24 protein-coding genes are annotated in these 26,393 nt (G+C 67.5%); 9 read left to right on the forward strand and 15 right to left on the reverse strand.

All coding sequences use genetic code 11. The features are described from left to right. Positions 1 to 135: 135 nt before the first annotated feature. The gene (locus ABD116_RS07445; protein ID WP_343966608.1) at positions 136 to 528 is read right to left on the reverse strand and encodes an aldehyde dehydrogenase family protein; all 393 of its coding nucleotides are present in this window, start codon (positions 526 to 528) and stop codon (positions 136 to 138) included. 72 nt (positions 529 to 600) lie between these two features. Beyond that, positions 601 to 2,526 carry an alpha-L-fucosidase gene (locus ABD116_RS07450; RefSeq protein WP_343966246.1) on the reverse strand — a complete coding sequence of 642 codons (1,926 nt, stop codon included), beginning with the start codon at positions 2,524 to 2,526 and terminating at the stop codon, positions 601 to 603. A 106-nt stretch (positions 2,527 to 2,632) separates the two neighbouring features. On the opposite strand from ABD116_RS07450, the gene ABD116_RS07455 reads away from it, so the two are divergent. The 6 genes from ABD116_RS07455 to ABD116_RS07480 all read left to right on the forward strand — a co-directional run bounded on the left by ABD116_RS07455 (position 2,633) and on the right by ABD116_RS07480 (position 11,607). Continuing rightward, positions 2,633 to 3,325, forward strand: coding sequence for a GntR family transcriptional regulator (locus ABD116_RS07455; RefSeq protein WP_343966248.1), 693 nt, complete (start codon positions 2,633 to 2,635; stop codon positions 3,323 to 3,325). A gap of 79 nt (positions 3,326 to 3,404) precedes the next feature. Further along, on the forward strand, positions 3,405 to 6,038 hold the full coding sequence (locus ABD116_RS07460) for a glycoside hydrolase family 97 N-terminal domain-containing protein (protein WP_343966251.1): 2,634 nt from the start codon (positions 3,405 to 3,407) through the stop codon (positions 6,036 to 6,038). Positions 6,039 to 6,163: 125 nt separating this feature from the next. Beyond that, entirely contained in the window at positions 6,164 to 8,659 is a 2,496-nt protein-coding gene (locus ABD116_RS07465; protein WP_343966253.1) for a glycoside hydrolase family 97 catalytic domain-containing protein, read from the forward strand. Continuing rightward, positions 8,656 to 9,921 carry an ABC transporter substrate-binding protein gene (locus tag ABD116_RS07470; RefSeq protein ID WP_343966256.1) on the forward strand — a complete coding sequence of 422 codons (1,266 nt, stop codon included), beginning with the start codon at positions 8,656 to 8,658 and terminating at the stop codon, positions 9,919 to 9,921. Before ABD116_RS07465 ends, ABD116_RS07470 begins: the two co-directional genes overlap by 4 nt. Beyond that, positions 9,918 to 10,793 carry a carbohydrate ABC transporter permease gene (locus ABD116_RS07475; protein WP_343966258.1) on the forward strand — a complete coding sequence of 292 codons (876 nt, stop codon included), beginning with the start codon at positions 9,918 to 9,920 and terminating at the stop codon, positions 10,791 to 10,793. Before ABD116_RS07470 ends, ABD116_RS07475 begins: the two co-directional genes overlap by 4 nt. Beyond that, a complete protein-coding gene (locus ABD116_RS07480) occupies positions 10,786 to 11,607 on the forward strand; it encodes a carbohydrate ABC transporter permease (RefSeq protein WP_343966260.1) in 822 nt (273 codons plus the stop codon). The genes ABD116_RS07475 and ABD116_RS07480 overlap by 8 nt, the downstream gene beginning before the upstream one ends. 4 nt (positions 11,608 to 11,611) lie before the next feature. Here the strand turns inward: ABD116_RS07480 and ABD116_RS07485 are convergent, their stop codons facing one another. Further along, positions 11,612 to 12,475 carry a helix-turn-helix domain-containing protein gene (locus ABD116_RS07485; protein WP_343966262.1) on the reverse strand — a complete coding sequence of 288 codons (864 nt, stop codon included), beginning with the start codon at positions 12,473 to 12,475 and terminating at the stop codon, positions 11,612 to 11,614. A gap of 57 nt (positions 12,476 to 12,532) precedes the next feature. Then, a complete protein-coding gene (locus ABD116_RS07490; protein WP_343966264.1) occupies positions 12,533 to 13,111 on the reverse strand; it encodes a hypothetical protein in 579 nt (192 codons plus the stop codon). A 127-nt stretch (positions 13,112 to 13,238) separates the two neighbouring features. Here ABD116_RS07490 and ABD116_RS07495 point away from each other — a divergent pair, with 127 nt between their 5' ends. Together ABD116_RS07495 and ABD116_RS07500 are read left to right on the forward strand one after the other, a co-directional pair. Continuing rightward, positions 13,239 to 13,514, forward strand: a complete 276-nt coding sequence (locus tag ABD116_RS07495; protein ID WP_343966266.1) for a DUF167 domain-containing protein — start codon at positions 13,239 to 13,241, stop codon at positions 13,512 to 13,514. 95 nt (positions 13,515 to 13,609) lie between these two features. Then, entirely contained in the window at positions 13,610 to 13,771 is a 162-nt protein-coding gene (locus ABD116_RS07500; protein WP_343966268.1) for a hypothetical protein, read from the forward strand. 25 nt (positions 13,772 to 13,796) lie between these two features. Here the strand turns inward: ABD116_RS07500 and ABD116_RS07505 are convergent, their stop codons facing one another. Beyond that, positions 13,797 to 14,801: a hypothetical protein gene (locus ABD116_RS07505; protein WP_343966270.1), complete on the reverse strand. Its 1,005-nt coding sequence runs from the start codon at positions 14,799 to 14,801 to the stop codon at positions 13,797 to 13,799. Then, a complete protein-coding gene (locus tag ABD116_RS07510; RefSeq protein ID WP_343966272.1) occupies positions 14,801 to 15,391 on the reverse strand; it encodes a hypothetical protein in 591 nt (196 codons plus the stop codon). The genes ABD116_RS07505 and ABD116_RS07510 overlap by 1 nt, the downstream gene beginning before the upstream one ends. Before the next feature lie 107 nt (positions 15,392 to 15,498). Here ABD116_RS07510 and ABD116_RS07515 point away from each other — a divergent pair, with 107 nt between their 5' ends. After that, positions 15,499 to 16,365 carry a glycoside hydrolase family 16 protein gene (locus tag ABD116_RS07515; protein ID WP_343966274.1) on the forward strand — a complete coding sequence of 289 codons (867 nt, stop codon included), beginning with the start codon at positions 15,499 to 15,501 and terminating at the stop codon, positions 16,363 to 16,365. 54 nt (positions 16,366 to 16,419) lie between these two features. Here ABD116_RS07515 and ABD116_RS07520 read toward each other — a convergent pair whose 3' ends face one another. The 9 genes from ABD116_RS07520 to ABD116_RS07560 form a co-directional block, all read right to left on the reverse strand. After that, the gene (locus tag ABD116_RS07520; protein ID WP_343966276.1) at positions 16,420 to 17,256 is read right to left on the reverse strand and encodes an SDR family oxidoreductase; all 837 of its coding nucleotides are present in this window, start codon (positions 17,254 to 17,256) and stop codon (positions 16,420 to 16,422) included. Between the two features lie 48 nt (positions 17,257 to 17,304). Further along, on the reverse strand, positions 17,305 to 18,267 hold the full coding sequence (locus tag ABD116_RS07525) for a LysR family transcriptional regulator (RefSeq protein ID WP_343966278.1): 963 nt from the start codon (positions 18,265 to 18,267) through the stop codon (positions 17,305 to 17,307). Between the two features lie 259 nt (positions 18,268 to 18,526). Further along, on the reverse strand, positions 18,527 to 19,744 hold the full coding sequence (locus ABD116_RS07530) for an acyl-CoA dehydrogenase family protein (RefSeq protein ID WP_343966280.1): 1,218 nt from the start codon (positions 19,742 to 19,744) through the stop codon (positions 18,527 to 18,529). Next, positions 19,744 to 21,069: an acyl-CoA dehydrogenase family protein gene (locus ABD116_RS07535; protein WP_343966282.1), complete on the reverse strand. Its 1,326-nt coding sequence runs from the start codon at positions 21,067 to 21,069 to the stop codon at positions 19,744 to 19,746. Before ABD116_RS07535 ends, ABD116_RS07530 begins: the two co-directional genes overlap by 1 nt. A gap of 177 nt (positions 21,070 to 21,246) precedes the next feature. After that, entirely contained in the window at positions 21,247 to 22,497 is a 1,251-nt protein-coding gene (locus tag ABD116_RS07540; RefSeq protein ID WP_343966284.1) for an RNA polymerase sigma factor, read from the reverse strand. Next, a complete protein-coding gene (locus tag ABD116_RS07545) occupies positions 22,497 to 24,089 on the reverse strand; it encodes a phytoene desaturase family protein (RefSeq protein WP_343966286.1) in 1,593 nt (530 codons plus the stop codon). The genes ABD116_RS07540 and ABD116_RS07545 overlap by 1 nt, the downstream gene beginning before the upstream one ends. Positions 24,090 to 24,099: 10 nt before the next feature. After that, the gene (locus tag ABD116_RS07550) at positions 24,100 to 24,657 is read right to left on the reverse strand and encodes a CGNR zinc finger domain-containing protein (RefSeq protein WP_343966288.1); all 558 of its coding nucleotides are present in this window, start codon (positions 24,655 to 24,657) and stop codon (positions 24,100 to 24,102) included. Next, positions 24,654 to 25,502: an MBL fold metallo-hydrolase gene (locus ABD116_RS07555; protein WP_343966290.1), complete on the reverse strand. Its 849-nt coding sequence runs from the start codon at positions 25,500 to 25,502 to the stop codon at positions 24,654 to 24,656. Before ABD116_RS07555 ends, ABD116_RS07550 begins: the two co-directional genes overlap by 4 nt. Before the next feature lie 25 nt (positions 25,503 to 25,527). Continuing rightward, the gene (locus tag ABD116_RS07560) at positions 25,528 to 25,677 is read right to left on the reverse strand and encodes a hypothetical protein (RefSeq protein WP_343966292.1); all 150 of its coding nucleotides are present in this window, start codon (positions 25,675 to 25,677) and stop codon (positions 25,528 to 25,530) included. Between the last annotated feature and the right edge of the window lie 716 nt (positions 25,678 to 26,393).

Here is a 26,393-nt window from a genome sequence, read left to right on the forward strand (position 1 = left end):
AAACTCCCCTACCCCCGAGACTCCTCCGCCCACCCCACCCCGTCAATCCGCCAGCCCCCAGAAAATCCCGCGCCTCTCCACCAACCGCCGCCACCTCGCGCACCACCTCAGCGGCAGGTGGCAGCGCGCGGATTGCTACATCGGGTACTGCGCGGGCTCGCCGCGCAAGGTGATCCAGCGGGTTTCGGTGAAGGCTTCGATGTTGGCTTCGGGGCCGCCGAAGCGGGAGCCGGTGCCGGAGGCGCGGACTCCGCCGAAGGGGGCGTTCGCCTCGTCGTTGACGGTCTGGTCGTTGATGTGAACGATGCCGGTCGGGATCTGCTCGGCGATCGCCAGGCCGCGCATCACGTCCTTGGTGACGATCCCGAGCGACAACCCGTACTCGCTCGAACCCGCCAGCCGGATGGCGTCCTCCACCGAGTCCACCCTGGTCACCGGCGCCACCGGACCGAAGACCTCCTCGGTGAACGCCGCCGCCCCGACCGGTACGTCGGCCAGGCGGGTGCCTACTCTCAGATTCGCGCGCAGCGCGCACCCGGGGTGGGTGGGAGCGCCGAGTGGTGAGCGACGAAGGAGCGAAGGGCGAGGCGGCGTGGGGAGTTAGTTTTGGGCGTAGACGCTGACCTCGGCGAGGGAGAGCGGGCCGCTCTGGTTTTCCAGTTGGACTCGGAGGTAGCGGGCGGGGGTGCCGGTGAAGTTGAGGGTGGTGGGGGTGCCGGCTGTGCCGGGGTGGCGTTGGGCGGTGACTCCGGCGGCGGTGCGAGCGGTGGCCAGGTCCGGGGCGGTGATGGGGTTGTCGGAGATGATCACCCAGAAGTCGGTCAGGCGGGAGCCGAAACCGCCGTCCGTACGGTTGTAGATCTCGACGTCACCGATGGGGGCCGAGGCGCCGAGGTCGACCTGCCACCAGGCTTCCTTGGCATCGACAGTGGTGTGGGTGACCGAGTTGCCGAAGTAGTTTCCGTCGGTGTTGCCGTCGACCGCCCGGCCCGCGTCGCCGTCGTAGTCGGTGGAGATCTGGGTGGCCGGCTTGTGCAGGGCCAGGTTGCCCGGACGTACGGGGTCGCTGATCAGCTCCGAGCTCAAGTACTCGTGCGACAACGGATCGCGGTACTTCACATGCAGCAACTCAACCGGCCCGGCCGCAATGTCGAGCCCAGCCAGGTTGAGATCGACCCCTCCGTCAGGCCTGACCGTGAACGGAACGGCCCGGCCCTTGGGCGTCTTCACCCAGACCACCGGATTGTTCAGGTTCGGCACCGTCAGCAGATCCTTGTCCCTGGCCGGCCGCTTGAACAAGAACACGTTCATCGTCGCGTCCTTGAAGGTCGTCGCCGCCACCGCACTGGGCCGGATCGGCCCACCCCGCGTGCCGTAGATCGCCGCACCGTACGACTTCATCCACTGACCGACCTCGGCCAGCCGGTCGCGCTGCGGCTTGTCCACCTCCCCCGACGGCTTCGGCCCGACGTTGAACAGCAGGTTCCCATCACCGGTCGCCGTCGAGATCACCGTCTTGACGATCGTCTCGAGCGACTTCACCCGCTCGTTCGGCCGCCACGACCACTGGTCGCCGATCGTGATGCACGATTCCCAGGCTCGCGCCACGTCGAACGCCCCGACCCGCTGCTCCGGAGTCGAGTAGTCACCGGCCAGCGTCGGCTGCGGGTCCGCCCAACCCAGCGCGTACCCGCGATTGTTGATCAGGATCCCGGGCTGAAGGTTGCGCGGTACGGAGTGGAACGTCGGCGGCCGGTAGACGCTCAAATCGGTCGGTGCGATCCCGTCGTACCAGAGGAACGAGATGTCCCCGTAGTCACTCATCAACTGCTTCAAATGGCCCATCATGTAGCCGTAATAAGCGTCGTTGTCCCCCGCGACGATCAGCGGATTGGTCCAGTCCCAGCCCGAGTAGTAGAGCCCGAACTCGATCCCGCGCGAGCGGCAGGCGACCGCGACCTCGTCGACCAGATCCCGCTTCGACTTCCCCAGCGGCGTGGTCGCGAAGTCCGGGTAGAACGAGTCCGCGTAGTTCCGCGCACGGAACATCGGGAAGCCGTCATGGTGCTTGCTCGTCAACACCAGGTACTTCATCCCGGCCGACACCGCGACATCAGCCAGATCCTCCGCCCACCCCTTCGCCGGCAGGAACGACTTGTACGCAACGTCGTAGACCGGATCGAACAGCTTGGCCGGATCGTTGTACGGCGAACTCGTCTCGTCCGTCTTGCCGGCCCGGTACGCCTGCCGCCCCCACCCGGTCTCGCGACCGGTCAAGCTCGCCGGCCCGAAGTGCACGAACAACCCGAACCGCAGCCGCGCCAGCGCCTCCTGCGCATCAACCCGTTGCCCGGTCGCATTCAGCTGGACCGGCGCGGCATGAGCCTGCGAAGCCGTCGAACCGAGCAAAGTGGCAGCAACACCGGCCGCAGGCGCGCCGAGCAGGATCGAGCGGCGGCGAAGTCCTCCAGCAGGAGCAGCGGAGGCGGCGGCGGGAGGACCGGCGGGAGAATCGGAGTTCGACATCGGAGTGACCTTTCGGTGGCGGGCGGCGAGGCACTCAAAATCGGATACGATATTGGAAATTAGAAGCTGCGCGGCCCAGTGTCAATGGCCGGGGCAGGAGGAGAACGTGCGCGACCAAGACCAGGGCCGGCCACCACGGCTGCGGCCCGCGCCCCGCCTGATGCTGCGCGAAAGCGTGTACGAGGCGCTCAAACGCCTCCTCATGGACAACGCCCTCGAGCCCGGCGCCCGCCTCTCGATCGACGGCCTGGCCCGCGAACTCCAGGTCTCGCAAACGCCCGTACGCGAGGCGCTCTTCCGCTGCGAAGCCGAGGGCCTGGTCGTCCGGCGACCGAACGCCGGCTACCTGGTCGCACCGCTGCTCGGCCGCGACGCCCTCCTCGACCTGTACGACCTCCGCCTCCTCCTCGAACCCACCGCCGCCGCTCGCGCCGCCACCAACGCGACCGACCGGGACCGCCGGGACATCGACGACGCGGTACGGGCGATGGCACCCGCCGTCCACGGCGACAGCTACCAGGCATACCGGGAGTTCGCCGAGGAGGACGCGAAGCTGCACGGCACGATCGCGAGCGCCGGCGGCAACCCGCTGATCGCCGACACGCTCGACCGGCTGCGCGCGCACGTCCACACGTACCGGCTGTACTTCCGCCACGGCATCGCCGAGGTCACCACCAGCGAGCACGAGGCGATCAGCGACCGGATCCGCGCTCACGACGCGGCCGGCGCCGAGCAAGCCATGCGAGCCCACCTCGAGAACTCGCGGACCCGCCTGCTCACCGCCTACGACCAGGACTGAAAAACCAAGTCGAATCATCCATGTCAGCGCGCAAAAGTCTCATTTTCCCGGTCGCCTGCTGTCCGTACTGTCGGACGACATGCAGATCTCCCACAAAACAAGGCGTTTCGCCAAACTCGCGGTCGCCATGGTCGCCGTCCTGGCCCTCGGTCCACCACTACTCACCGCCGGCCCCGCACAGGCTCTCGTCACCCACACGCTGACCTCGCCGGACGGGCTGACCAACATCACGGTCACCGACCAGGCCGGCGGCGGGCTGACGTACAGCGTCGTGTCGGGAAGCACCAGCATCTTCGGTGACTCGCCGCTCGGCATCACGACCAGCACCGTCGACTTCACCTCAGGACTCACCTACACGGGCGAAGCGCGCTCGATCATCAACGAGACCTACTCGCTGCCCGCCGGGACCAAGCCGAGCTACGTCAACGACGGCCGGCAGATGACGCTGACCTACACGAAGAGCGGCGCGACGATGCAGCTGGTCGTCCGCGCGTACAACGACGGCATCGCCTTCCGGTACGTGCTTGCGGGCAGCGGCGCCATCTCCATCACAGGCGAGACGACCGGGTTCCGCCTGCCGGCCACGACTGGTGGGTGGGCGGCACCGTGGAACTCCAACTACGAGCAGGACTACATCTACCGCAACGCGACCCAGCTCAACTCGGGCGTCGATCTGACGATGCCGGCGTTGGCCTCGATCAACAACAACGCGTACTTCACGTTGATCAGCGAGGCCAACGGCTACAACTCGAACGCGAGCTACGCCCCCGGCATGCTCGAGGGTGACGGTCTCGGCACCGGGCTGCTCAAGCTGTCCCGTACGCCGGACCAGAGCTTCCCGATGTCGAGCACCTACCCCTTCCAGACCCCGTGGCGGGTAGCGGTCATCGCGCCGAACCTCGACGTCCTCTACAACTCCGACCTGGTGCAGAACCTCAACCCACCGGCCGCGACCACCCCGAGCTGGGTGAAGCCGGGGCGCGCGGCCTGGTCCTGGTACTCCGACGAGGACAGCGCCTCCGACCTCACCAAGCAGAAGCAGATGGTCGACTTCGCCGCCGAGATGGGCTTCGAGTACGTCACCGTCGACTGCTGCTACACCCCGGCCGTCGACCTGCCCGCGATCTCGGCGTACGCCGCCCAGAAGGGGGTCAAGGTCTTCGCCTGGGTCACCGCTGACGCCGGTCAGACCCCCGCCCAGGCGACGCAATTGGTTGCCGATCACAAGGCATACGGGGTGGCCGGCCTCAAGGTCGACTTCTTCCTGAGCGACTCGCAGGCGGTCCAGAAGTGGTACCAGTCGATCGGCGACGCCGCCGGGGCGAACCAGATGATGCTCGATCTGCACGGCAGTACGAAACCGGGCGGCGAGAACCGCACCTGGCCGTGGGTCCTGACGTCCGAGGCCGTGGCCGGTACCGAGCACTACAAGTACCCGCCGCCCACGACCGCGGCCGCCGACGTCACGTATCCGTTCACGCGCGGACCGATCGGGCCGATGGACTACACGCCGGCGATGATCTCGCAGAACGCCTCGGTGCTGACGCAAGGGCACACGCTCGCGCAGGCGATCGTCTACAACACCGGCATGATCAACTACGCCGACTCGGCCGCGGCGTACGAGCAGTGGCCGGGCCGTCACCTGATGCGGGCCATCCCGACCACGTGGGACCAGACCAAGGTCGTCGAAGGCTTCCCGGGTGATCACATCACGCTCGCCCGGCGGTCCGGGTCCGACTGGTTCGTTGCCGGTATGACCTCGCCTGCCCGGACGGCGACGGTGCCGCTGTCGTTCCTCGGAGCAGGCACCTACACGGCGACGATCTTCTCCGACAACGCGTCCGGCCGGGTCCAGGTCAGCACGCAGTCGGTGACCAGTGCAACGACCCTGTCGCTGCCGATGATCGCGACCGGCGGGGTGGCGGTACAGATCTCCCAGACGCCGCTCGCCCAGATCGGCAGTGCCGACACCCGGTACGAAGCAGAGTCGGCGAGCAATACGCGAGCAGGTTCTGCCTCGGTCGACGCCTGCAAGGGGTGCTCGACGGGGTCGAAGGTCGGCAACGTCGGGTCGGGCGGCTCGGTGCAGTTCAACGGCGTCACGGCGACGACGGCCGGTACGCACCGGATGACGTTCACCTACACGTCGGCCGATCCGCGGTCGGTCCGGATCACGGTGAACGGCACGGTACTGAGCACCGAGAATCTGCCCGATTCGGGCGGCTGGGAGTTCGTCAACAAGTGGTCGGTCGACGTGCCGCTCGTCGCGGGCTCGAACACGATCAAGTTCGACAACCCGAGCGCCTTCGCCCCGGACATCGACGCGCTCACCATCGAGCGAGCCACCGAGGCGGAAGCGGCGGGCAACACGCTCGCCGGCGGTGCAGCGACGGGTGCGTGTGCCGGGTGCTCGGGCGGTACGTTCGTGAAGTCGCTCAGCGGTAGCGGCACGCTCGACGTCAACGGCGTCACAGCATCGTCCGCAGGCAACCACACGGTGCGGCTCGATTACGCGAGCGCGACCGCGCAGACCGTCCAGGTTCAGGTCAACGGCGGGACGGCCGTCACCGTCACGCTGCCCGCAACCGGTTCCGCGACGGCCATGGCGACCAAGACACTCGGCCTGACGCTCACCGCGGGGTCGAACGTCATCAGGGTGAAGAGCGCCTCCTCGGCGGCGGTCGGCATCGACAGGCTCAGCGTCGTCCGCTGATCCATCCAGCCGGAGGGCCACGATTCCCGCGGGGGATCGTGGCCCTTCGTATTTCGTCGAATCGTCCATGTACTAACGCCGAACGGCCATGTTCGCAGGCTCGGCCGGTCACTAGGGTTGCGCTCGTGATCACCAAGGAGGACCGGATTCCGACGGTCGGCAACGGCACCGTCACCGCGACGCTGGCCGTCGGCGAATCATCCATCGGCCTGAAGCTCAGCCGACACGATCGGCCACTCGGAGTAGTTGCTCTGGGCATCAGCGTCGACGGCGCCGACCTCGGCTCGGGCTCGACCGTGGTGCGCTCGTCGGAGTTCCCGGCGATCGAGGAGTGGTTCGCCCCGGCCGGCAAGGCGCGCGGCAACCACCTGGTCGACCACCGCGAGCTGCGGGTCGACCTCCACCACGCCGCGACCGATCGCGAATGGACGATCCGCCTGCGAGTGAGCCCCGACGGGATCGCCGTCCGGTACGCGATGCCCGAGTTGCAGGGCCTGGCCGGCGTCACCGCCGACAACACCAGCATCGACCTCGAGCTGTTCTCGCGCGCGTGGGTGCTCAAGCACCAGACCTGGTACGAGACGCCGCGGGCCGGTGTCGACCTCGCCGAGCTCGAGCCCGGTTCGTACGGGTTCCCGTTTCTGGCTCAGTCGGGTGACGACTACCTGCTCGTGTCGGAGTCGGGCATCGACGGGCGGTACTCCGGCGCGCATGCGGCGATGTCCGGTACGACCCTCGGCTTCGAGATCGCCGACGCGGCTGTCGAGATCGCTCGCGGCGATGTCACGCCGTGGCGGGTGTTCATCATCGGCTCGCTCGCCGACGTCGTCGAGTCCCTGTTCGTCGACGAGCTGGCTTCGCCGGTACGGCCTGAGCTCGCCGACGCCGACTGGATCAGGCCGGGCCGCGCCGCGTGGTCGTGGTGGTCCGACTTCTACTCCGGCGCGCAGCTCGAGCAGCAGAAGCGATTCGTCGACGCCGCGGCCGAGATGTCCTGGGAGCACCTGCTGATCGACTGCGGCTGGGAGGAGACCTGGGTCCCCGAGATCGTCGCGTATGCGAGCAGGCGGGGAATCCAGGTGCACCTGTGGACGGTGTGGCACGACCTCGACGGGCCGGACAAGCTCGGCCGGCTGGCGCTGTGGCGTTCGTGGGGGGTGGCCGGGATCAAGGTCGACTTCATGGAGTCGGAGTCGAAGGACCGGTACCGCTGGTACGACTCCGTGCTGCAGGAGACCGCGCGGCTGGGGTTGATGGTGAACTTCCATGGCTCGGTGATTCCGCGGGGGTGGGCCCGGACCTGGCCGCAGGTGGTGGGGTACGAGGCCGTGCGCGGTTCGGAGTACTACGTGTTCTACAACGACACTCCGTTGACGGCTGAGCACAATGTCATCCTGCCGTTCACACGCAATGTCGTCGGGGCGATGGACTACACGCCGGTGGCCTTCTCGGCCGCGGATCGGGTCACCAGCGACGGCCATGAGCTTGGACTCAGCGTGGTGTTCGAGTGCGGGATCACGCACTTCGCCGACGATGTCGCCGCCTATGCCGAGCGCCCACTCGCCGCCCGCTTCCTGGCCGAGCTGGCGCCGGTGTGGGACGAGACCGTACTGCTCTCAGGCACGCCTGACACCGAGGCCGTGATAGCCCGCCGGCACGGCGACCGCTGGTTCATCGGCTGCATCGCCACTGGCCGCCGCCGAACCCTGACGATCAACCTGGACCGCCTCGGCCTGATCAACCCAACCACCTGGCTCGTCGAGGACACCACCGGGCTGGCCGACAGCACTGGGTCTGCCGACGACGCCGCCGGGCTGGTCGAGCGTACGGTGTCCGGCAGTTCTTTCGAGGTCTCACTGGCCGACAACGGTGGCTTCGTGGCGATCGTTTCCGACGGTGAGCTCTTCCGGTCGGCTCCCCGGGCCGTCGTGCATGCGCCGACGGTCGAGCCTGAGCTTGCCGTGTTCGACGACGACAACGTTGCTGTGGTCAGGACGAGCGCCGATGCGCGGGTCCGCGTGGCACCTGGCTGGAGCGCCGAGGTGGCCGGCGACGGGCGCTGGCGGATCCAGGCTCCGAGTGACTTGCCACCCGGATCTCAAGGCATCGTCACCGTAGAATCGACTTCGATGCCTCCGGCAATCACCCATGCGCGAGTCGTGGCGCCACTCGTGGCCGGCGTACATCGTGTCTCTGCTCTGCCCATGCTGGCTTTCCAGAACGAGAGCGGCCCGGTCGAGCGCGACCTGAGCAACGGCGGCGGCAATCCGGCCGACGGGTCCCCGATGCGGATCGCCGGAGCGCACTTCGCCGACGGCCTCGGGGTGTCGACGCCTTCGAAGGTCGACCTGTACTTCGGCGGCCATGCCGGCCGGTTCACTGCCAGCGTCGGCATCGACGACGAGACGCCGCAGACCAGAGTGCGAGCGGTCGTCAGCGGCGACGGCCGGGAGCTGAGTTCCGTCGTACTGGAAGCGGGAAACACCGCCGTCGACATCGAGGTCGATGTCTGCGGCGTTCGCGTTGTCACCTTGTCCACCCGAGAGGTCGCCGCCGGCGACCCTCCAGCACACGTGGACTGGGCTTCGGCCCGCTTCATCGTGACGAAAGGAAACAGATGAACAGGAAGTCGTTGCTGTCGATCGCGGTCGTGGCCGCGCTGCTCGCCGGATGTTCGGGCGGCGGCGACAAGGCGTCGAGCTCCGACGGGCCGGTGACCATCACCTACGGGATCTGGGCCGGCACCCAGACCCCCGCCATGCAGGAGATCGCCGCTGCCTTCACCAAGAAGAACCCGAACATCACGGTGAAGATCCAGGAGCGGCCGTACCCCGAGTTCTGGTCGACCCTGCAGACCGGCGCCGCGGGCGGAACCGCACCCGACGCCTTCTGGATGCTGGCCCAGCAGATCAGGCCGTACGCGGCCGGAAACCAGCTGCTCGACATCACCGACACGGTCAAGCAGGAAAACGTTGACCTCGGCAACTACCCCCAGGCGGTCCTCGACCTGTACGACCAGGGCGACGGCAAGCTCTACGGCCTGCCGAAGGACGTCGACACCAACGCCGTCTGGTACAACAAGGCGATGTTCGACAAGGCCGGCGTCGCCTACCCGAAGGCCGACTGGACCTGGGCCGACTTCCGCGAGACGGCGAAGAAGCTGACCGACCCGGCCGGCGGGACCTGGGGTGTGGCCGCGCCGCTCGACTACCAGGGCGGGTACTACAACTCGATCTTCCAGGCCGGCGGCAAGGTGATCTCCGACGACGGCAAGACCGCTGCCATCGACAGCCCCGAAGCCCAGGCGGGCATCAAGTTCTGGACCGACCTGCAGGCCGACAAGTCGTCGCCGACGCTGCAGCAACTGTCGGACACCGAGGGCGAGACGATGTTCGAGCAGGGCAAGGTCGCGATGTACGTGTCGGGTGCCTACTGGGCGCTCAAGCTCTACGACAACAAGGCGATCCGGGCCAAGGTCGACGTCGCGCCGCTACCGACCGGCGTGAAGCAGGCCACCGTGACGAGCGGGATCGAGAACGTCGGGTACGCCGGCACGAAGCACCCCGAGGAGACGAAGAAGTTCCTGCTCTTCGCGAGTGGCGAGGAGGCCGCGAACATCCAGGCGAAGTCGGGTGCGGTGCTGCCTGCGTACAAGGGCACCGAGAAGACGTGGATGAACGCGATGCCCGAGTTCAAGAACCTGCAGACCTTCATCGATGCCAAGGCATACTCCGTACCGCTGCCGGTGCAGGGCAATGCCGCTGAGTGGCAGGGACTGCAGGCGAAGTACCTGACGCCCGCGTGGGACGGCAAGGTTTCGGTCGCCGACGCTGCGGCCCAGTACGCCGATGCCATCGACAAAGTACTGGCCGAGAACGGATGAGGAAGCGTACCGACTGGGCGGCCTTCGCCATGATCGCTCCGGCGTTCATCGGCCTGGCCGCCCTGTACCTCTGGCCGTTCGTCGCGACCTTCCTGAAGAGCTTCCGGAAGGTCCCGGTCTTCGGCCCGAGCCGGTTCAACGGGGTCGAGAACTACCAGAAGCTGCTCTCCGACGCGGATTTCTGGAGTGCGCTCGGCAACTCGGCGAAGTACACCGTCATCGTTTTGCTGGGCATTCCGTTGGCGGTCGTCTTCGCTGCCCTGATCCAGCAGGTCTCCCGCGGCCGGGGCATCTACCGGGTGCTGTTCTTCCTGCCGGTGGTGACGCTGCCGGTCGCGGTGGGCATGGTTTGGCGGTTCATCCTGAACGGCGATTTCGGGCTGCTGAACTACGTGTTGTCGCTGTTCGGCATCCCGGGCGAGTACTGGGTGGCCGACGACCGGTTCGCCGTTTACGCGTTCGCCGTGGTCGGTATCTGGATGGGCCTCGGCGTGAACCTGATCATCCTGGGCGCCGGACTGCAGAACATCCCTGTCGACCTCTACGAGGCGTCGGCGCTCGACGGCGCGAACCGGGTCCGGCAGTTCTTCTCGATCACGCTGCCGCTGCTCAGCCCGAGCGTCTTCTTCGTGACGATTCTGACGACGATCTCGGCGCTGCAGATGTTCGACCTGGTCTTCATCATGCTCGGCAGTATCAACAACACCGCGCTGAGTGGTTCGAAGACCATCGTGTACCTGTTCTACGAGGCGGCCTTCGTGCAGTTCAAGCAGGGGTATGCCGCGGCGATCGCGATCGTGCTGCTGGTGATCATCATGATCGTGACCGCGATTCAGTTCCGTCTCCAGAAGAAGTGGGTCGTCTATGACTGACCGTCGCGGGCAATGGCGGCTCCATGTCGTCCTGATCATCGCCGTCGTGCTGATGGTCGTCCCTTTCGGCTGGGAGATCCTGACGTCGTTCAAGACCAGCAACGAGGTCGCGTCGCTGCCGCCGACGCTGTTCCCGTCGGATCCGACGGCCAAGGGCTACCGCAGCTTCTTCCACGTCACCCCGTTCTGGGCGCAGTTCTCCGTCTCGGTGATGTCGCTGGTCCTGCGGGTCGTCGGTCAGGTGTTCGTGTCCGCCCTCGCCGGGTACGCCTTCGCGCGGCTGAACTTCCCTTTGCGCAGGACGCTGTTCGCGTGCTTCATGGTGATGCTGATGGTGCCGAGCCAGCTGTTCCTGCTCGGTCAGTTCGACATCATGAAGGGGCTGGGGCTGCTCGACACGGTGCCGGCACTGGCCATCCCCGGCATCTTCTCGGCCTTCGGGACCTTCCTGATGCGGCAGGCCTTCCTGACGATGCCGAAGGACTACGAGGAGGCCGCGCGACTCGACGGCGCGGGCACCTTCCGGACGTTCTGGAGCGTGATGTTGCCGATGGCACGCTCGATGATCGCCGCTCTCGCCGTACTGACGTCGCTGTACTCCTGGAACGATCTGCTCTGGCCGCTGATCGTCGCACCGGCCGGCGACGCCAGGCCGCTGCCGGTCGGGCTCGCCAGCCTGCAGGGGCAGTTCGGCACCGACTACCCGACCCTGATGGCGGGCGCGCTGATCTGCACGCTGCCGTTGGTGATCGTCTTCGTCGTGTTGCAGCGGCAGTTCTTCGCCGGTATCGCCAACAGCGGGCTGAAAGGCTGACCCATCAGACCGCGTCGCGGCGGCGGAACTGGGTCGGGCTCATGCCGTGGAACCGGCTGAACTGCCGCGAGAAGTAGAGCGGATCGGAATACCCCAGCTCGTCGGCGATACTGGCGACCGTCGCCGGCGAGCCGTCGAGCAACTGCCGCGCGCGGGCCATCCGGAGGCTCTGGTGATGGGCCAGCACTCCCCCGCCGGTGACCTTGCGAAACAGCGCGCTCAGATGCGACGGCGAAACCCCGACCAGCTTCGCCAGCTCCGGAACCTTCACGCTGCTGTCCAGCCGATCGGCCAGATAACTCATTGCCCGCTGCAACGGATCGCCGTCGGCAGGCATCACCCGGTCCACATTGATCTGGGTCAGCAGTTTCCACGCCGCCCCCGCCGTACCGATCAGCCAGGCCGGCGACTGCCCCCGCTCCAGACTCGAAACGATCTCGTCCAGCAACGCCACCGCCCGCTCCATCCGCCGGATCGGCACCAGCGGCCGCGCCGCCGAGACCTCGAGCGTCTCCACCAGCTCCGCCACGTCGGTCCCGGACAGATGACACCACCAGATCGACCAAGGACTGTTCTCGTCGGACCCATAGGTGTGCGGCACCCCTTTGGGAATGATCAACGCCGTCTGCGACCCGATCCGATGCGTCGCCTCCCCCACCCGGGCCCACCCGGTCCCTGCCGCACACACGATCACGATCGTCTCGTCGATCCCCCGCGGCCGCTGCATCCGATGCCCCCGGGCCATCGGAAAATAACCCGCCACAGTCACCAGCAGACGCCGCGTCACCGGCCGCCCCAAGGCCCCCGTCACGAGCGGCCGCGGCACCACGACGATCCGCTCGTTCCGAAAGCCTTCCTGGATGGGCATCCCCCCATGATGCACCATCCAGGACACAATTCCCGTTACGAATAAGGCGGTTCCAACTCAGCCGACCAAGGTGAATGTCCTGGTCGCCTTGGCCAGCGTCGTGGTCAGTACGGCCCGGTCGCCGAGCCGCCCACCGGCAGTGAGCTCCACCGCCTGATCCGTGATGCCGTACAGGCTGACGAACCGGGTGGCCACCCATCGGGTGGTAGCTCCCGAGCGGTAGCTGTAGACAAGCGTCGCCATCGTGACCTTGCCACCACGGGCTGTCGTGAGCGTGCCAGTCGCCCTCCCGAGGATCCGCAGCCCCGGCGTACCGCGAAGAGCCACCTCCCGCTTCTTCATCGCCGCGGCCGGCGTGATCTTGTGCCGCTGATCGAGATCGAACCGAATCATCCGGGCCGCCGACGGATCCACGAACCGGTCCTGCCACCTGCCGGTCTTCACCTGCCGCCACGCCCGCGGTACCGACACCACCCCATTGCAGTAGTCCGGCGAGGTGCACGCCAGCATCCGCTGCGCATAAACCGTCGCCTGCACAGTGCTGACCGACTGCGGCGCAGCACCAGCCGGCACCCCAACCCCCAACGCCATCCCAGCCGCCCCCAAGACGGCCGCACCCACTCGCCAAGCCCTCATCACGTCTCCCCTTCGACCGAATACCTCCGATGCAGGTGAGACGCCCCAGCCCATCCTCAGGTTGGAAACTGACGTGCATCCTAAGGAACAACACTCCCCTGACCACCTGAACCTGCAGACTTTGCTCATGCGAATCCTGCTCCGGGTGAAGCCGGGCGCCTCACGGACAGCCGTCGGTGGCCGGTACGACGGCCCGGCCGGCCCCGCCCTGGTGGTCGCCGTCGCCGCTCGAGCGGTCGAAGGCCAAGCAACGAAGGCTGTCCTCCAAGCAGTCGCAACAGCGTTCGGAGTACGCCCCTCAGCCGTAACCCTCGTCCGAGGCGCGACCAGCCGCGACAAACTCGTCGAAATCCACGGCGACGAGACCGCCCTCCAGTCGAGGCTCGAAAGCCTGCGCGACTGAGGCACGCCGCGGTCGGCGTGATTGCGGAGCATTTGCCGCGGGTACCGGAGGCAGGCCCGGTATCACCCGGACACCCTCAGTTGAGGAGGAGACCGATGAGTACCAACCCACTCACGCCGATGCCGCCGCCCCTGCCGGACCCCGACGATCCCAACCGTCCCGAGGACGACCCGGACCTCAACCCGAGCCCTGAACCCGACAGCGACCCCGACGAAGACCCCAACGAACAACTCCCCCACATCGAGGAACTCGGGTAAGACTCCGAGACGAGTCGAACGGGATTCAGCGGTCGAGCGTCCGGTCAGGGGCTGACGGAGTGTTCGGCCGGTGGAGGGCGCCTGGTGTGGCCGGCTGTTTTGTTACGGCGCCTCGGGCGTCCGCGTTGGTGGCTAGTACGGCGCGTAGGTGGTCGACCTCTGGATCGACCGGGCGCAGCGTCGGGAAGGGATCCTTGGCGGGCGGCAGGGTGTCCATGCCTCGGCCCGCGGCGGTCAGGGCCTGGTCCGTCATCGGGCCCGGTGTGGGGTTGAAGGTGCCTTGCTCGCCAGGGGTGCGGACCTGCGTCGTGTACCAGACACGGTCGGCATGCGGGCGCAGTTCGGGGTACTCGACCGCGTAGTACTCGGTGTCCCGCCACGGCTGCTGACAGATGACGCCGGTCTCGAGCTCCGGGTTGGCCTCCATCGCCGCCGCCGTGTCCCGGGCGTACTGCGCCGACATACAGGACCAAACCTCTCGCTGAAACGCATAACCGTCGCCCGGGCGCGCCTCCTCCATCACCCGGATCCGCGCATCCAGCTCGGGATCCTCACTCCGCAACGCCCGCAGGTGATCCGGCGACACGTCCGACCACAACTGCATCCGCTCGATCGTGCCGCCGTCGGTCGTGCTCTCCAGCAAGACGATGTCCGGGTTCTCGTTGGCGAGCATCTCGGCCACCTGCATGTTGCTCAGCTCACCGCTGTCAGTACGGACCGGATCTCCAGTCGCCGGATCGAGCGTCGGCCCGGCCCAGAACAGCCGCGTCCGGTCCGGCCCGGCGTCGACATCGAACCAGCGCTCACCTCGCCGCGTCGCCTCGATCCCATCGGCAAGCCAGTGCGCCAGATCATGCTGAGACTCCAGCGGTACGCCGCGCTCAACCAGCTCCAGCCGCGCCGCCTCGAACAACGCCTCGCTCTCCGCAACGTTCCGCGGCGCGGGAGCTCGTCCCGTATGAGTCGCACGGGCCCGCTCGAAGTGCTCGCCATCAAGCACATCGAGTACGACCCCCAGCGACTCCCTCACTAGTCAGCGCCTCGCCGCACCAACTGCTGCACACTCATCGCCGGGTGCTTCGGATCGAACTCCAACCCCGCATGGGCCGCGTACAGATGAAACTCCAGCCCCGGCCGCTCCCACACCGCCAAATACCCGACCCTGCGCGGGTCGTACTCATCCCGCCACCGCGCCGTCGGGAAGTCCGGATCCACACAGGCGCCGACATACCCGGGCTCCCCCAGGTACCGGCGTACCAACTCCAAATACCGCGGCCATTGCTGCTGCCGCATGATCCGCACGGCCTCGGCGTAGTCCTCCGCCGTCAGCCGGTACGCCGCCCACCCACCCCGACTCGTATCGAACGACGCACTCTCGCCCCCGACCACAACCAGCGACCCCCGCTGAGTAGTGAACGACCACCCCGTCTGCCGCATGTCCACGGCCTCGGTAACCGGCTCAGAACTCCACCCAGCAGCGAGCAGCACCCGGTCCCGCAACTCCCCCAGCGCCGCCGCCCCACCACCGCCCGGCCCCCACATCGCACGCCAGTCCCGCACATCCGCAATGTCCGCCAACACGGCCTCGAGATCGCCCAGCGGCTCGTCCTTGATCTTCACCACCGCAGTATCACATCGGCCTAGACCACCACCCCATATCTCAATTTGACCACTTATTTACCAGTATGAAACCGTGGCCTCAGCTTCCTGGACCAACTGGAGACGTGATGAACCGAGTTCGCCCCGCGGCGGCACTGCTGGCGGCCGTCGTAGCGACGGCGGCTCTGCTCACCACCGGCTGCGACGACCAGCAAGACGCCGACGCAACGCCGAGCCCGTCGGCGCTGAAGATCTCCTGGCAGGACGAGTTCGACGACGCGGCCGGCAGCAAGCCGGATCCGGCGAAGTGGGGCTACCAACTCGGCGGTGAGCCGCAGTGGGGCAACGAGGAATGGCAGTACTACACCGACCGTACCGAGAACGCCGCGACCGACGGCGAGGGGAACCTAGTGATCAGCGCCCGCCGGGAGAAGGTCCCCGGGATGGAGGACTGCAAGTACGGTCCCTGCGACATCACCTCGGCCCGCATCACCACGGCGGACAAGTTCGACCAGGCGTACGGCAAGTTCGAGGCCAGGATCAAGGTCCCGGCCGGCCAGGGCCTGCTGCCCGCCTTCTGGGCCATGGGCGACAACGAGGACGAGGCCGACTGGCCGGCCAACGGCGAGATCGACATCATGGAGGTCGTCGGCAGCGAGCCCGGCAACGTCTACGGCACCATCCACGGTCCGGGGTACTCCGCGACGGAAGGCCCGACGAAGGCCAGCGCGCTCCCCGGGGGCAAGGCCTGGGCCGACGACTTCCACGTGTACGACATCGTCTGGTCGCCCAACCTGATCATCTGGCACGTCGACGACCGCGAGTACTACCGCGTCACCCCGGCCTCACTACCGAAGGGCAAGAAGTGGGTCTACGACCACAACTTCTACCTCCTCCTCAACATCGCCGTCGGCGGCACCTGGCCCGGCGCCCCCGACAACAACACCGACTTCCCCGCCCAAATGCTGATCGACTACGTCCGCGCCTACTCCTGAGACCAACTGCATCACCAGCCGTTGTGGCATCCCCAGACAGCTTCCACAGCCCGCCTATGCGCCCGTGTCGGCGCCGACCGAGTACGCGACCGCCCGATGCGTGTCGTGTTCGGCGAGCCGGGCGACGAGCGATGCCCGCACGTCGTCGTAGGTGTCAGACCCGAGCGGCAGACGGAGCGGTGTCTGTCCACTGTCCACCAGATCGATCATCGCCGTGGCGATCTTCCGCGGATCACCGGGCAACGAGAAGTTGCCGTCAGCAAGCATCCGACGCACCTCGCCGGCCGGGGTGTCCGTGTACTCCGGCATGGCCGGCGCGGTGGCGAGGGAACTGCCGAAGCCAGTCGGCGTCGCGCCCGGCTCGACGATGGTCAGGCTGATGCCGAACGGCGCGACCTCAGCTGCGACAGTCTCACTGAAGCCTTCGATCCCCCATTTGGAAGCGTGGTAATAGCTGAAGTTCGGGTAAGTGGTCTGCCCGCCGGCGGTCGAGACCTGCAGAATCCGGCCGTACTGCTGAGCACGCAGGTGCGGCAGTGCCGCGCGGACAACGTGGATCGAGCCGAGCAGATTGGTGTCGATCACCTGCCGGATCTGTTCGTCGGTGGCCTCCTCGACCGAGGCGAACACGCCATAGCCTGCGTTGTTCACCACCACGTCGATCGTGCCGAGCGCCTTGAACGCATCGTCGACCACGCGCCGGACCTGCCCGGCGTCGGTGACGTCCAGTTGCGCGGTCCAGAGCAGGTCGCCGTACTCCGCGCGCAGATCGTCCAGCGCCTCGGGCCGGCGAAGTGTCGCGGCCACTCGATCACCCCGACTCAGCAGTTGCTCGGTCAGCAGACGCCCGAAGCCGGACGAAGTACCAGTGATGAACCAGGTGTTGGTCATGATTCCCTTTCGATTCGGTACTTCCAGGTTGAGCCGAATCGAGCCATCTCACAAGCGACGCTTTCTGGCCCCAGCCATGCAGAAACATGATATCTGAGGCGCCCTGGTACCGAACTCGACCGCCTCCGCCTGCAATGCGCCAACCATCGCCGACGCAGCCGGACCAGGATCCGCGCCGGTAACGGCCCAGGCCGTCCGCCCGAACCCACTCCCCTCCTCGCGAACCGGAATCCAGCGAACCCCGCGCGGCACCGACTCCGCAGCCACCCCAGGCACCAACGCGATCCCCAGCCCCGCGGCAACCAGACCAAGCCGAGTCGGCCAATCACGAACAGCAAAGGAAACCCGCGGCTCCTCGATCCCCGGCCAAGCACCGAACTCCGGCGCATCCCCAGAACGAGCACCAACCACCCAAACCTCATCCACAAGCTCGTCGGGCCGCACAAACTCACGCGCCGCAAACGCATGCGACTCCGCAACCGCCACACCACTACCGCGCCCACGGGCCAACTCGGACAGCTGCAACCCATCGAGCTCGTACGCCGGCAGCCCCTTCCCCGTCGCCAGAATGGCCACCTCCAACCGCCCCCGCCGCAACGCCTGCAACTGCGCCGGCGTGGACCCCTCCACCACCCGGATCTGCAACCCCGGATGAACCCGCAACAGCCGCCCGATTGCCCTAGGCAACAACACCGCACAGGCAGTCGGATACCCACCCACACTCAACCGCCCAGCCAACCGATCCCGCAACCCCGCCAGTTCCTGCCCCGCCGCAGCAACCCCATCAATCACCCGCCCCGCATGCCGCACCAACACCTCACCGGCAGCCGTCGCCCGCACCCCACGCGCATGCCGCTCGAACAACGCCGTCCCCACAACCTTCTCGGTGACCAACACCTGCCGAGACACCGCCGACTGGCTGTACCCAAGCCGCTCAGCCGCCCCACTGAACGACCCCGCCCGAGCAACCTCCAACACAACCCGCAACCCCACCAACGTCATCTCCACCATCACCAAACCCTAGCCCCAGCCCTCCCCCCAATCGCCGACATCAGCCTGATCCGCCCCCGGTCAGCAGCAGGGTGTGGGGTCGTCTCTACAGCCAGGCATCGCGCCACCGACCCCGAGGGCGCAACCTGTCCAGCCTTGGTCGGGTGGGTGCCTACTCTCACTTTCGCGCGACGGAGGAGCGCACACCTGGGTGGGTGGGAGCGCCGGGTGGTGAGCGACGTAGGAGCGAGCGGCGAGGCAGCGTGGGGTCTTCCGTTGGCTACTTGAGTTCGGCGGAGGTTTTGCCTAGGAGGCGGCGAGCGACGATCAGCTGCTGGATCTGTTGGGTGCCTTCGAAGATGTCCAGGATTTTGGAGTCTCTCGCCCATTTTTCGAGGAGTTCGTGTTCGGAGTAGCCGATGCTGCCGGCTAGTTCTACGCAGCGGAGGGTGATGTCGTTGGCTACCCGGCCGGCTTTGGCTTTGGCCATGGAGGCTTGGAGGGAGTTGGGTTGGGAGTTGTCGGCCATCCAGGCCGCCTGGAGGGTCAGGAGGTAGGCGGCTTCCCAGTCGGCTTCCATTTGGAGGTACAAGGCTGCGGCGGCGGGCTGCTGGAAGATGGGGCGGTCGTAGTCGACTTCTACGCCGGCTTCCGATAGCAGCGAGCGGGTGACCTCCAGCGAAGCGCGGGCGCAGCCGACGGCCATGGCGGCGACGAGCGGGCGGGTGTTGTCGAAGGTTTGCATGACGCCGGCGAAGCCTTTGTCTGCGTCGATTTCGGGGGTGCCTAGCAGGTTGGCGGCCGGGACTCGGCAGTTTTCGAAGCGGATGGTGGCGGTGTCGGACGAGCGGATGCCTAGCTTGTGTTCGAGGCGTTCGACGGTCATACCGGGCGTGTCTTTGAAGACTACGAAGGACTTGATGGCGGCCCGGCCAACGGACTTGTCCAGGGTCGCCCAGACGACCACCGCGTCACAGCGGCCGCCGGCGGTGACGAAGATCTTTTCGCCGTTGATGACGTACTCGTCGCCGTCGAGACGGGCGGTGGTCTGGATGCTCGCCGAGTCCGAGCCGCACCCCGGCTCCGTGATCGCCATCCCGGCCCACACGCCGTCAAATCGCCGCAGTTGCTCATCGGACGCCACCGACGCGATCGCCGAGTTCCCGAGGCCCTGTCGCGGCATCGACAGCAGCAGCCCGACATCGCCCCAGCACATCTCCATCACGGACAGCACCGACGACAGGTTCGACCCGTTCTTCACCTTGCCGTGGTCATCTTCAGCACCAGCAGTACGCCGTACGCCGCTAGCCCCAGCACCCGACCCCGTACCGGACGCCCCCAACCCGTCCACCATCGCCGCGAGCATGTCGAGTTCCTTCGGATACGCGTGCTCGGCCAGGTCGTACTGACGCGAATTCGGCCGCAACATCTCCGCCGCGACCTGATGTGCCTGGTGGATGAATGCGCGGAACTTCCGTGGCGTTTCGAGGTTGATCATCAGACGAGCACCGCACCTTCCATCACGCCGACGGCCCGCAAGTCGCGGTACCACCGCTCCACCGGATGCTCCTTCACAAACCCGTGCCCGCCCAGCAACTGCACCCCGTCGGTCCCGATCTGCATCCCCTTCTCGGTGCACAACCGCCGCGCCAGCGCGACCTCGCGCGCGAACGGAAGCCCTTGCTCAGCACGCGATCCGGCCCGGTACGTCACCAGCCGCATCCCCTCGAGCTCGATCGCGATGTTCGCGACCATGAAGGCCACCGACTGCCGATGACTGATCGGCTCACCAAAGGCAGTCCGCTCGTTCACGTACGGCGTGACGTAATCGAGCACCGCCCGAGCCGTACCGAGCGACAGCGCACACCATCCCAGCCGCGAGAGCCGAACACATTCCGCATAGTCCGAGAGAGTCCCCAACTGCACAGCCGGTACGTCGTCCAGCAACACGCGACTCAACGAAGCCGCGCGCAGCCCCATCGACGGCTCGGCCTCGATCGTCACGCCCGGATGCTCGGACTCGACCAGGAACAGTGCCGGCCCCTGGTCCTCCAGTTGAGCGGCGATCACGAACACCTCGGCCTCAGCACCCCGTGGCACCAACGACTTGACCCCATTGAGCAAATGCCCGGTTCGTTGCCTGGTCGCCCTGGTCTTCAGAGCGAAGGGGTCGAACAACGCGCGCGGCTCGACGATCGCCAGCGCCGCGGCCGGTACCGACCCACCCGTGAAGGCCGGCAGGTACGTCGCCTGCTGCGTCTCATCGCCCCACAACGAGATCGCCGTGCTCACCGCAGCCGGCGCCAGGCACGCGACCGCCTGACCCATGTCGCCATGCGCCATCGCCTCGGCCACCAGTACGCCGGTCATCGCCGACCGCTCGCTGACGATCCCACCGAGCTCTTCCGGTACTTCGATCAGGCTCAACCCCAGCTCAGCCGACTGGGCCAGCACCTTGGTATCCGTCGTACCAGCGACATCAGCCTCAGCCGCGGCGGGCCGCAGTACCTCGGCCGCGTACTCCGTGACGACCCCGACCACCATCTGCTGGTCCTCGGTCGGCGTCAGGTCGAACCGCCCGGTCCCCTTCGCCGCGGGCAGCCGCGACGGCTTGGCCAGCTTCGACGCCGCGACGAAACTCCGCGTCAGCGCCCCAGCCGTCCGGAATCCGGTCTTCGTCGCCTCGAACACCACCCGCTCGGTCTGCTTGCGCCACCCGAACCGATCGATCACCTGCGACTTCGCCAACCGGTTCAGTAGCGCCACCCCGACCCCGATCGGGTCCCGCCGACGGCTGGGCTTCGCATTCTGCTGGATGACCATGCGCCAACTGTAAACCGAAGTTACAACCCAAGTCACGCCTCCTGCCCCGCGACATCTGTCCCACTCGACAGGTAGTGCACCGCGAGACGCTGTACACAAACCGACAGCTCAGCCTGAAGTGCACTACCGCGCGCCGACTATGTCCTGTCGATCGGGACAGCTCCAGGTAGGAGCGGCTCAGGAGTTGTCTGCGATCTGGGCGGCTTTCGCCGCTAGGTAGCGCTGCTCCGGCAGCGAGGTCGTCCGGCGCGCGGCGGCCAGATAGTGGTCGCGGGCCTCGGTCAGTTTGCCGAGGCGTTCGAGCAGATGTGCGCGGACGGCGTCCAGGCGGTGGCTGTCTTTCAGCCGGTGGTCGTCGTCGAGCGTGGTGAGCAGGTCCAGGCCGGCTTGTGGGCCTTCGACCTGGGCGAGGGCGATCGCGCGGTTGAGCGTCACCATCGGGTTCGGCGCCACGCTCTCCAGCAGCAGGTAGAGGGCGAGGATCTGGTTCCAGTCGGTCTCCTCCGTGCTCGGCGCCTCGGAGTGGATCGCTGCGATCGCCGCCTGCAGTTGGTACGAACCGACCTCGCCGCGCGCAAGCGTACGCAGTACCAGCGCGGACGCCTCCTCGATCGGCTCACGCAACCACAGGCTGCGATCCTGCTCGTCGATCGGGATGAGGCTGCCGTCCGGCGTGGTCCGCGCCGCCCGCCGCGCATCGGTGAGCAGCATGAGCGCCAGCAAGCCGGCGACCTCACCCTCGTCCGGCAGCAACTGGTAGAGCAAACGCGCCAACCGGATCGCTTCGGCCGTCAGCTCGACCCGCTGCAGATCGGGTCCGGAGCTGGCCGTGTACCCCTCGTTGAAGATCAGATAGAGCACCTGCAGTACTACGCGCAGGCGATCCGCCCGCTCCTCCTCCGGCGGCAACACGAACCGGCTGCCGGCCGCCTTGATGCTCTTCTTCGCCCGGCTGATCCGCGGCGCCATCGTTGCCTCCGGCACCATGAACGCCTTGGCGATCTCCGCCGTCGTCAACCCACCGACCGCCCGCAACGTCAACGCCACCTGCGATGCCGGCGTCACCGCGGGATGACAACACAGGAACAACAACGTCAACGTGTCGTCCGACTCCGGCACCTGGTCCTGATCAGCCCCCGGCGCGACCAATTCCTCGGCTCCAGCCATCGCCGCCACCGAATCCTCACGCCGCCGCCGGGCACTCTCACTCCGGAATTGATCAGTCAGCTTCCGGGTGGCAACGGTGATTAACCACCCCCGAGGATTCCCCGGTACGCCGTCAGTCGGCCACTGCGTCGCGGCCGCCAGCAACGCCTCCTGGACAGCGTCCTCACACAGATCGAACTGCCCATGCCGCCGAGCCAAAAACCCGAGTACCTGCGGCGCCAGCTCCCGCAACAACCCCTCGACCCGCTCCCCCGAGTTCATCAGCGCTGGAGGTGGCGGAGGGCGGCGGTGGTGGGGATGCGGGTCAGGGGGCCGAGGAGGGAGGCGTCGCGGAGGGCAGCTCGGGCGGCTAGGTGACCGCAGGCGCCGTGGACGCCGGGGCCGGGGTGGATGGCGGAGCTGCCGAGGTACAGGCCGTCTATGACGGTGCGGGGGCTGCCCAGGCCTACGGTGGGGCGGAAGATGAGTTGCTGGTGGAGTTGCGCAGTACCGCCGCCTAGCGCGCCGAGGCCTAGGGAGGCGTTGGCTTGGGTGAAGTCGCTGGGGCGTTGGAGGTCGCGGGCGATGACGAGGTCGAGGAAGCCGGGGGCGTGGCGTTCGATGGCGCGGTCAATCCGGCCGGCGAGCTTCTCGGCGTCGGCGTCGTCGGGTAGGCCGCGGGGTAGGTGCGAGTAGGCCCAGACGGCCTCGGTGCCTTCGGGTGAGCGGGATGCGTCGGCCTTGGTGGTTTGGCCGATCAGCAGGAAAGGTGCCGTGGGCAAGCGGCCGGTGTCGAGGTCGGCGCTGACGTGGACGAGGTCGTCAGCGGTGCCGCCGAGGTGTACTACGCCCGCTTCGCGAGCCTGGCGGGCGCGCCATGGGATCGGGCCGCTGAGGCGGTAGTTGAGTTTGACCGTCGGGTAGTCCCATTCGAAGTTCTCGAGGTCGCGACGGAGCCCGGCCGGAATGCTTGCTGGTGGCAACAGTTCGGCGTACAGGGTATGAGCTGAGACGTCGGCGATGACGGCGCGGCGGACGGAGATCGTCTCGCCGCTCGCGGTCCGTACCGCGGTCGCCTTGCCGGCCGAGACGTCGATCGAGGTGATCGGGGTGCCTGTGGAGAGGAGGGCGCCGGCGCGCTCGGCCCGGCGTACCAGGGCTGACGAGAGCGAACTCGAACCGCCTTGCGCGACAGGGAATCCGACGTCCTGGGCGAGCATCGCGAGGAGCCAGCCCATCGTGCCGCTGACGCTGCCGGTGAGCGGGGCGTCGGCGTGGAACGCGTTGCCGGCCAGGATCGCGCGGCCGCGGGCGCCTTCGAAGAGTTCCTGGCCCATTCGGTGCATCGGCATGGCCATGAAGCGAGCGAAACGAGCCAGCTCCCCCACCGAACCGAGCTTGCGCGCGAGGCGGAGGCCGGGGGCGACGGGCGGCCAGGAAGTGAGCAGCGACTGCAGGAAGGGCGCGCGGATCTTGGTGTACTCCTGGTAGAGACGCAACCAGGTGTCGCCGTCCTTCGGGTGATCGCGACCGATCGAGGCGGCGGTGTCGGCCGGATCCGGGTGGATCGCGGGCGCGTCATCGTCGTCGGGGTCGATCAGGTGCGCCAGGGCGAGCGGGGCATGGGACCAGCGGAGTCCGAAGTTCTCGAGCTCGAGCGCACGTAGTACCGGCGAGGCTACGCCGAGTGGATAGCTGGAGCTGAAGCGGTCGCTGACCCAGCCGTCGCTGGCGGTCGAGCGCACGGCGCCACCCGGCTCGTCGGCGGCTTCGACGATCAGCACGTCCCAGCCGGCGTCGGCCAGGGCGATCGCGCTCACCAGCCCGTTCGGTCCGGAACCGATCACCACAGCATCAACCACACGCGGCAGCATGCTCCCGACCTTAGCTGCTCGCCTCCTTGTTCCGGGCACGGAAGGCCCGCAGGTTCGCAGGATTTCCACACGTCTTCAGCGAATGCCAGACGCCGCTGTTGTTCCGCGACCGGTCGTAGAACACCACCCGGCACCTGTCGTTCTTACAAGCCTTCAGCCGACGCCAGCTATCAACCTGCTGCCCAGCCAGTACCTCCGCCAGCACCCGCGATGTCACGTACTCCGCCCCAGTACCACCGCCGCGCAGCTCCACAGTCCCATCCACTCCCAGCACCAACTCCGCCGCTACACCTCGCGCGCCAACCTCTGCCACCGACTCCGGCGCCGCACCTTCCGGTACGACCAGGCGATGCAACTCAGTGCGGAAGGCCCGCAGGACTTCCAGGTCTGTGGCGGTCAGCTTTGCCTCGCCTGGGAGCACCCGTTCCAGCCAGGCCGTTGCGGTTGCGAGGTCGGCCAGGAGGTCTGGTTGGGTGCCTACTCCTCGGGTGTTGAGGAAGTCGTGGGCCAGGGCCAGCGTGTCCGGCGCGGGGTCCAGGGTGAAGCGCTCGGTGGCGGGGGAAGTCATTGGGTGAGCAGCGACAGGCCGCCGTACCAGAGAGGGCTGGGGTTGAGGCGGTTCGGGTGGCGTTGGATCATCTGGTCGAAGAACTCCTGGGGAGTCGGCTGTCCGGCGAGCAGTTGGGTCACGTCCTGAAGGTACTGCTTGGTCTGGTCCAGGATGATCGGATCGTCCGGCAGTTCGCGGTTCTTGTGGCCGGCGACGACCGCGGTCGGCGTCAGCTCCGCCACCTTGTCCAGCGCCGCGATCCACGCCTCGAACCCGCCGTCGCGACCCTCGACGATGTACTGATGGATGCCGTTGTACGCAACGTCTCCCGCCACCACCAACCCGATCGACGGCACATGCAGCACCGTCGTCTGATCGGTGTCGGTATGACCGACCTCGATCGCCTCCAGCACCTCACCCTCGAGCAAGATCCCCTCAGCCGGCACCGGCACCGCAAGCACCGGCGTCGCCGGGATCTGCCCCGGGAAGATCCGGTCCCACAGCTGCTCCCGCCCCACCCCGGCCTGCTGATGCATCATCTCGATCGTCCCCGGCGTCGCATAGGCGACAGCACCCGGGAAGCGCTTGACCAACTCCCCCGTACCAAACCAGTGATCCCCATGCCCATGCGTCGCGTAGATCGCCGTCAACCGCTTCCCCGACCGCTCCACCCAGTCCCCGACCGCCTGGATGTGCTCGCTCAGAAACGGCGGATCGACCAGCACCGCATCCCGCTCCCCGAAGATCAGCGTCGTCGACAACGGATTCCAGTACAACCGCTCCCCATCCGGCATCCGCTGCTCCCCAGCACGCAGCGCGCTCGGACTCACCTGCACCTCATAGAACAGCCTCGTCGCAGTCATGAAAGAACCATAACTCTTTTACTTCTTACACACCACTCCCCCCGGTACGCCGCTGCGCCGGTACGCCCGCCGATCCGGCACGCCCGCTGATCCGGCACGCCCGCCGATCCGGTACGCCGCCGAGCCCCACCTCGCCGATCCACCCCACCCGCACCGCCATGCACGCATAAGCCACCCGCCCCACCCACCCCCACGCTGCATCCCGCCCCAACCCGCCCCCTTATGCATGCGCAGCCGTCCGCCCGCACCTGCAAGCCAGCGGAAAGGGCGACCCGCGAGCCGATGGGCCGGCAGGTGCCGTCGACCGCGCGCCCGCGAGCCGATCAGCCAGAGCGCGCCCGCGAGCCGACGAGCCGGTGGGCCGGTGGGCCGGTGGGCCGGTGGGCCGGTGGGCCGGTGGGCCCAGCAGATGCCCGCAAGCCGATGGGCCAGCGCACGCCCGCGACGGGGTCGACCAGCGCGTGCCGCGGCCAGCGGGTACCCGCGAGGCGGTAGGCCAGCGGGTGCCGACGAGGCGGTAGGCCAGCGCGTGCCGCGCGAGGCGGTAGGCCAGCGCGAGGCGGTAGGCCAGCGCGTGCCGCGCGAGGCGGTGGGTCGGCAGGCGCCGACGAGGCGATCAGCCAGCGGTTGCCGCGAGCCCCGTGGGCCGGCGCACGCCCGCGACAAGGTCGACTGTCGACCAGCGCATGCCCCGAGCAGGCGAGCCGGTGGGGCTCAGCAGATGCCCCCGAGCGGGTGGGCCAGCGCGTGCCGCAGCCAGCGGGTGCCGGCGAGGCGGTAGGCCGCGCGTCCCGCGCGAGGCGGTAGGTCGGCAGGCGCCGGCGAGGCGATCAGCCAGCGGATGCCGCGAGCCCGTGGGCCAGCGCACGCCCGCGACACGGTCGGCCAGCG

Source organism: Kribbella koreensis, from assembly GCF_039525325.1.
Taxonomy (GTDB): domain Bacteria; phylum Actinomycetota; class Actinomycetes; order Propionibacteriales; family Kribbellaceae; genus Kribbella; species Kribbella koreensis.

Bases quoted from the DNA above. Each gene is read 5' to 3' on its own strand.
- ABD116_RS07450 (WP_343966246.1), bottom strand. From the start codon at position 2,526: ATGTCGAACTCCGATTCTCCCGCCGGTCCTCCCGCCGCCGCCTCCGCT.
- ABD116_RS07460 (WP_343966251.1), top strand. From the start codon at position 3,405: ATGCAGATCTCCCACAAAACAAGGCGTTTCGCCAAACTCGCGGTCGCC.
- ABD116_RS07470 (WP_343966256.1), top strand. From the start codon at position 8,656: ATGAACAGGAAGTCGTTGCTGTCGATCGCGGTCGTGGCCGCGCTGCTC.
- ABD116_RS07475 (WP_343966258.1), top strand. From the start codon at position 9,918: ATGAGGAAGCGTACCGACTGGGCGGCCTTCGCCATGATCGCTCCGGCG.
- ABD116_RS07480 (WP_343966260.1), top strand. From the start codon at position 10,786: ATGACTGACCGTCGCGGGCAATGGCGGCTCCATGTCGTCCTGATCATC.
- ABD116_RS07485 (WP_343966262.1), bottom strand. From the start codon at position 12,475: ATGCCCATCCAGGAAGGCTTTCGGAACGAGCGGATCGTCGTGGTGCCG.
- ABD116_RS07490 (WP_343966264.1), bottom strand. From the start codon at position 13,111: ATGAGGGCTTGGCGAGTGGGTGCGGCCGTCTTGGGGGCGGCTGGGATG.
- ABD116_RS07495 (WP_343966266.1), top strand. From the start codon at position 13,239: ATGCGAATCCTGCTCCGGGTGAAGCCGGGCGCCTCACGGACAGCCGTC.
- ABD116_RS07500 (WP_343966268.1), top strand. From the start codon at position 13,610: ATGAGTACCAACCCACTCACGCCGATGCCGCCGCCCCTGCCGGACCCC.
- ABD116_RS07515 (WP_343966274.1), top strand. From the start codon at position 15,499: ATGAACCGAGTTCGCCCCGCGGCGGCACTGCTGGCGGCCGTCGTAGCG.
- ABD116_RS07520 (WP_343966276.1), bottom strand. From the start codon at position 17,256: ATGACCAACACCTGGTTCATCACTGGTACTTCGTCCGGCTTCGGGCGT.
- ABD116_RS07525 (WP_343966278.1), bottom strand. From the start codon at position 18,267: ATGGTGGAGATGACGTTGGTGGGGTTGCGGGTTGTGTTGGAGGTTGCT.
- ABD116_RS07530 (WP_343966280.1), bottom strand. From the start codon at position 19,744: ATGATCAACCTCGAAACGCCACGGAAGTTCCGCGCATTCATCCACCAG.
- ABD116_RS07535 (WP_343966282.1), bottom strand. From the start codon at position 21,069: ATGGTCATCCAGCAGAATGCGAAGCCCAGCCGTCGGCGGGACCCGATC.
- ABD116_RS07540 (WP_343966284.1), bottom strand. From the start codon at position 22,497: ATGAACTCGGGGGAGCGGGTCGAGGGGTTGTTGCGGGAGCTGGCGCCG.
- ABD116_RS07545 (WP_343966286.1), bottom strand. From the start codon at position 24,089: ATGCTGCCGCGTGTGGTTGATGCTGTGGTGATCGGTTCCGGACCGAAC.
- ABD116_RS07550 (WP_343966288.1), bottom strand. From the start codon at position 24,657: ATGACTTCCCCCGCCACCGAGCGCTTCACCCTGGACCCCGCGCCGGAC.
- ABD116_RS07555 (WP_343966290.1), bottom strand. From the start codon at position 25,502: ATGACTGCGACGAGGCTGTTCTATGAGGTGCAGGTGAGTCCGAGCGCG.